The sequence below is a fragment of the Streptomyces sp. NPDC027962 genome, from assembly GCF_055566095.1.
The window spans coordinates 1-4,695 of sequence record NZ_JBVHTA010000088.1 but is presented as its reverse complement, the minus strand read 5'-3'; the positions used below and the strand labels follow the sequence as shown (position 1 = coordinate 4,695).

The 4,695-nt window shown below is 68.8% G+C and carries 6 protein-coding genes and 1 pseudogene; 3 read left to right on the top strand and 4 right to left on the bottom strand.

Annotated elements, in window-relative coordinates:
• Positions 1–1,159, bottom strand: a protein-coding gene (locus tag ACZ4SA_RS36600; RefSeq protein ID WP_468283081.1) for an IS3 family transposase whose coding sequence is annotated in 2 segments (ribosomal slippage) — positions 1–904 and positions 904–1,159 — 1,160 coding nt annotated over the 2 segments. Because the reading frame shifts where the segments join, the coding sequence is not laid out codon by codon here. This gene is flagged as partial in the annotation.
• Positions 1,160–1,226: 67 nt separating this feature from the next.
• On the opposite strand from ACZ4SA_RS36600, the pseudogene ACZ4SA_RS36595 reads away from it, so the two are divergent.
• Positions 1,227–1,907 (top strand): annotated as a pseudogene (locus ACZ4SA_RS36595) (ISAzo13-like element transposase-related protein); the annotation flags it as partial.
• Between the two features lie 20 nt (positions 1,908–1,927).
• Here the strand turns inward: ACZ4SA_RS36595 and ACZ4SA_RS36590 are convergent.
• Positions 1,928–2,161 carry a hypothetical protein gene (locus ACZ4SA_RS36590; RefSeq protein WP_468283078.1) on the bottom strand — a complete coding sequence of 78 codons (234 nt, stop codon included), beginning with the start codon at positions 2,159–2,161 and terminating at the stop codon, positions 1,928–1,930.
• 83 nt (positions 2,162–2,244) lie between these two features.
• On the opposite strand from ACZ4SA_RS36590, the gene ACZ4SA_RS36585 reads away from it, so the two are divergent.
• Both ACZ4SA_RS36585 and ACZ4SA_RS36580 read left to right on the top strand, forming a co-directional pair.
• Complete coding sequence (locus ACZ4SA_RS36585) at positions 2,245–2,490, top strand: hypothetical protein (RefSeq protein ID WP_468283075.1); 246 nt, start codon at positions 2,245–2,247, stop codon at positions 2,488–2,490.
• A complete protein-coding gene (locus ACZ4SA_RS36580; RefSeq protein WP_468283072.1) occupies positions 2,487–3,566 on the top strand; it encodes a tyrosine-type recombinase/integrase in 1,080 nt (359 codons plus the stop codon). The genes ACZ4SA_RS36585 and ACZ4SA_RS36580 overlap by 4 nt, the downstream gene beginning before the upstream one ends.
• 128 nt (positions 3,567–3,694) lie before the next feature.
• Here the strand turns inward: ACZ4SA_RS36580 and ACZ4SA_RS36575 are convergent, their stop codons facing one another.
• Positions 3,695–4,252 carry a hypothetical protein gene (locus ACZ4SA_RS36575; protein WP_468283069.1) on the bottom strand — a complete coding sequence of 186 codons (558 nt, stop codon included), beginning with the start codon at positions 4,250–4,252 and terminating at the stop codon, positions 3,695–3,697.
• A complete protein-coding gene (locus ACZ4SA_RS36570) occupies positions 4,234–4,395 on the bottom strand; it encodes a hypothetical protein (protein ID WP_468283066.1) in 162 nt (53 codons plus the stop codon). Before ACZ4SA_RS36570 ends, ACZ4SA_RS36575 begins: the two co-directional genes overlap by 19 nt.
• Positions 4,396–4,695 lie beyond the last annotated feature (300 nt).

The following is a 4,695-nucleotide window of genomic DNA, read 5'->3' as shown; positions in this document are numbered from 1 at the left end:
AGGTAGTTGAGGGCGCTGTGGCGTCTGCGGGCGTTGTAGTAGGTGAGCCACTGGAAGATCTCCAGCCGCGCCTGGCGCATCGTCGGGAACAGCCGTTGGTGCATCGTCTTCCTCTTCGGCCCCTGCCAGAAGCTCTCAGCGAGGGCGTTGTCGTAGCTCGAGCCGACGCGTCCCATGCTCCTGCGGATCCCGAAACCATCACAGACCTGTGCGAACGCGGCCGACGTGTACTGCGAACCCCTGTCCGCGTGGAAGATCACTCCGCCGACGTTGCCGCCGCGGGTCGCCACCGCCATCTTCAGTGCGTCGATGACCAGCTCGGCGCGCATGTGCGAGGCCATGGAGTAGCCGAGCACTCGGCGTGAGCAGATGTCGATGACGCAGGCGAGGTACAGCCACGAGCCATCGACCTGCACGTATGTGATGTCGCCGCACCACTTCTCGTCCAGCCGTGCGGCGGTGAAGTCGCGTTGGACGAGGTCCGGGGCGGGCGGTGCGAGCCGGTCGGGGACCGTGGTGCGCTTGCGGCGCCGCAGATGGCGGCCTTCGAGCCGGTTGGCGCGCATCAGGCGCTCGACGCGCTTGCGGTTGACCGTGTGCCCGAAGCCGCGCAGCTCGGCATGGACGCGCCGGACCCCGTAGGCGCCCTTGTGCTCGGTGTGGATCTCACGGATCTCCACGAGCAGAGCGTCGTCGGCGGCCTGCCGCTCCCGGCGGGTCTTCGCGCCGGCGATCCACCGGTAGTAGCCCGAGCGCGAGACCCGAAGGACCCGGCATATCCGCTGGACGCCGAAGGCCTCGGCGTGGGCGGAGACGAAGTCCCAGCGGCGGGTCTTCACTTCATCTCCTTGGCGAAATACGCCGCTGCCCGGCGCAGGATCTCCCGCTCGAGCTCCCACTCCTTCTCCGCCTTGCGCAGCCGGCCGTTCTCCGCGCGCAGCCGGGCCAGTTCCTCATCCCGGCTCTCCGCGCTCTGCTCACCGTGGCTATGAGCGCGGCCCGCGTGCTCGTCGGCCTGGCGGACCCAGCTCCGCAGCGTCTCGCCGGTCACCCCGACATCTGCCGCGACCGCCGCGTACGTGCGCTCCCCGCCCGCCGCGCGATAGAGCACTTTGGCGTCGTTCCTGAACTCCGCCGGATACGGAGACTTACGTCCCACCAGAACACCCTCCCTTGGATCTGCAAGATCCATTGTCAGAGTGTCCACGTCACGGGGGTCGCCTCAGTTCTCCCAGATCAGCATCAACTGGCGCGGCAGGCCGCTGACCAGCCACGAAGTCGTGGTCAACACCATCGGTTCCACCACGACCCGCACTGGCCTGACCGTGCACGCCGAACTCGACCCCGGCGCCTACCCCACCGGCATCACCGTCCCCGACGAGATCATGAACCGCCTCCCCCTCGCCCCGCACGACTGGCACGGCACCTGGAACTACACCCTGCGTCCCGAGCCTCTCGCGCCACCGGCCCCCGCGCCGCACCGTGATCCGGCGTTCGGCCGGTTCCCCGCCGGAGACAAGACGCCCGCCTGGCTGCGACACCCCAGCCTCACCGGGCTCGAATCCGCAGCCTTCGACGACCTCGTCACCCGCTACCAGACCTGGTGCACCGGACATCCGCCCATCCTGCTGCCCGGAAAGCGCCCCGACGGCGACCCCGGCGCCGGTGGTCGACGCCTCTCCGCCGCCGACCACCTTGTCGTCTTCCTCCTCAAGACACGCTGGTCCATGACACACGCAACGCTCGCCGAGGCCACCAGCCTGACCAAGAACAGAATCGGCGCGACCCTCCGTGACGCCGCCCCCGTCATGGCCGCACTCGACCTCACCATCCCCATCGGCGCCCTCACCGTGACCACCGCACAGCAACTCGCCGAGATCGCCGGGCACGACCTCACGCCGCCGTAACCCCGTCAAGAATCAAGGAGTTATTTTTCGGCAGCTCCCAGGCGCGCGCCGGGATACATGTTTGCCGGGATTGTGATTCGCAGGCGCAGGCAGATTGCCAACGCGTCGGGGTCGGGGTTCGGTGAGAAATTGCTCTCCACCCACCTTCGTAGAGGCTGCTCCAGGTGGGAGGGCACCCCATCGTACGGAGCGTCGTCGACGGCTTCGGCTACGCCGAGGCGGACGGAGAAGCGCTGGCGCGGGGTGGTCGTCATGCCGGTTGATCGTACCGGTCAGGGGCTCAACTGAGGGAAGAATAATGACCTTTATCCTTCCCTCAGTTGGCTAGGGTCGGATCATGACGACCCCGCAGCCCGACCCCGCCGCCGCCCGCTCCCTCGACCTGCGCTCGGCCGCCGCCCAGCTCGCGCTCATGGACGACGTCGCCAGCACCGCCGCCCCGGCCGAGGTCCTCTACAACATCGCCGGCACCATCGACGCCCTGCGCCACCCGGTCACCGCCCTCGGCGGCAACGACGCCACGGCCAAGGTGCTCGCCGACGCCGCGGCCGCCGTCCGCGACCTGATGGGCCGCCACGCATGAGCGTCCTCGTCCCCCGCCCGTCCGCCGAACTTGCCAACCTCGTCGACCCGCGCGACGACTGGCCGCTCGAAGCCCGCGCGCTGCGCCAGGACCTGCTGCAGATCTACGGCGAGCACGACGGCCTGCCGGACGTCGCCGGCGGCTGGATCGCCCGCTGGCCCTCCGCCCACACCCGCCGCACGTACGCCCGCGGCTTTCGGGTCTGGGAGGCGTACGTCCGGGAGAGGGGAGGCCACCCCCTAGCCGTCGGCTTCCCGCTCGCCGACGCCTTCGCCCGCCACCTGGAGACCGCCCCGACCTTGCGCCGGGTCAAGGGCGGCCAGTACGGGGAGATGGCGCCGACCGGCAAGCCGCGCTCGGACGCCTCCCGCGCGAACCTGCTCTCCGCCTGCAGCAGCTTCTACGGCTACGCCGTGCGGGCCCGGGCCGCGGAAACGGACCCGTTCGAGGCAGTGCTGCGCCCGGTCGTCGACCCGGACGAGTCGCCCACCGAGGGCCTCACCGAAGAGGAGACGGCCAAGCTGATCGCCACGGCGACCGCCTGGTCCCCGCGCGCGGAGGCGCTCGTGAAGCTGCTGTACCTGATGGGCCCGCGCGTCGACGAGGTCCTGGCCCTCGACGCCGACCAGCTCGGCTACGACCGCGGCCACCGCACCCTGCCGCTACGAGTCAAGGGCGGCAAGATCCGGCCCAAGCCGGTCGTGCCGCTCGCCCTCGACGCCCTCGAGCGCTACCTCAACGGCCGTACCCAGGGGCCGCTGTTCACCACCCGCACCGGCGCCCGGCTGCGCGAACCGGAGGTGTGGAAGCTGCTGCGCCGCCTCGCCGCCAAGGCCGGCCTGCCGCAGGCTTCCTCCATCAAGCCGCACGTGCTGCGGCACGCCTTCATCACCGACTCCCTCGACGCCGGCGTCCCGCTGCAGGACGTCCAGGACGCGGTCAACCACAAGGACCCCCGCACCACCCAGCGCTACAACCGCCGACGCCGACGCCACGACACCCACCCCGGCCACACCCTCGCCGCCCGACTTGCCGGCCAGCTGGACCTCGCCGACACCGATAGTGCTGCCGAGTAGGACGGGCGCCTGGGGCCGCGCCGATCAGAAGATGGACAGAGACGTGGGGAGGCTGTGCCTTGACACGCTGCAGGAAGTGTCACAGGAGGCTGGGCAAACTGCGGGCGGGGAGTGCGCGTCGAAGATGGTCAGCGTTGTCCACGAGCCTCAAGGCCCTGAACAAGGTGGGCGATAGCGCTTCCCTTGGCGGTCTCCACATCGGCCAGCGTGATCATCCCTGTATCGAGCAACCGTGAGAACAGCTCCATGTATTGCTCTTCACTCTCGACCCGGTCTCTCCGCAGCTTGTCCAACAGTTCGAACGTCGGGGTGACGTCCTCGGGGTGACTGTCCAAGTGCTGGCTCAGCAGGGAAGTCAGATCAGGTCGGCCAATGGGCACTTCCGCGAGGATCTCCGCCGAAATTTCCCCCACCGCAGCCCGCTGCCACAGCGCATCGAACCGAGGGAGTTGCTCTTCTGGGGTGGTGTTCCGCGCTCGGCTCCCCAGGATCTCAACCAGAGCGTCGACCGTGTCCCGCCGTGGCATAGCCGTACCGGTGAGGGCGGAGTGCAGGGTGCTTCGAGAGATCTTCTTCTTCGCCCCATCGCTCAAAAGGGCATACATCTCGGTCAGGGAGGGGCGGCCAGCCCACAGGTGGAGGGTGTGAAGAGCATCATTCAGCTCTTTTAAAGGCCCGTCGTCCAACTTGCCGGTGTCCGCGCCGGGTTGACCAGTTCCACCCCGTCCACCGCGATCGGCAGCCAGACCCCATGAGGGCCCAGCAGCCACTTGCGGACGTCCTTCGCACTGGCGGCTCGGCAGCTCAAGTCGAACGTGGTGATGTTCACGACCCAGCGCTCCTGGTGCATGCGGTCCCGAGCCTGGCGGACTTCCTCGGGCGGGGTGCCAGCGGCTTGGAGCTCTTCGATGCGGGCCGCGTTGCCCCCGGTCCGGTGCTGATCGAGGAGGTGCTTCCCGTGGTCTTGTGCCGACTCGAGTTCGCGCTCCGCGTGCCGTAGCAGCCGTGCGGATTCGAGGCGGCGTGCTGCCAGCTCAGGGCGATTTCAAAGTCGGGGTGATCTTGTAGGCGTGCAGGTCACGGCGGTGTGACGATGTTCTGTGGGCGCGCGACGTACGCAACGAAGCTC

What these genes read in the sequence shown, in the direction of transcription:
- ACZ4SA_RS36590 (WP_468283078.1), bottom strand. Translation starts at nt 2,161, where the DNA reads ATGACGACCACCCCGCGCCAGCGCTTCTCCGTCCGCCTCGGCGTAGCC.
- ACZ4SA_RS36585 (WP_468283075.1), top strand. Translation starts at nt 2,245, where the DNA reads ATGACGACCCCGCAGCCCGACCCCGCCGCCGCCCGCTCCCTCGACCTG.
- ACZ4SA_RS36580 (WP_468283072.1), top strand. Translation starts at nt 2,487, where the DNA reads ATGAGCGTCCTCGTCCCCCGCCCGTCCGCCGAACTTGCCAACCTCGTC.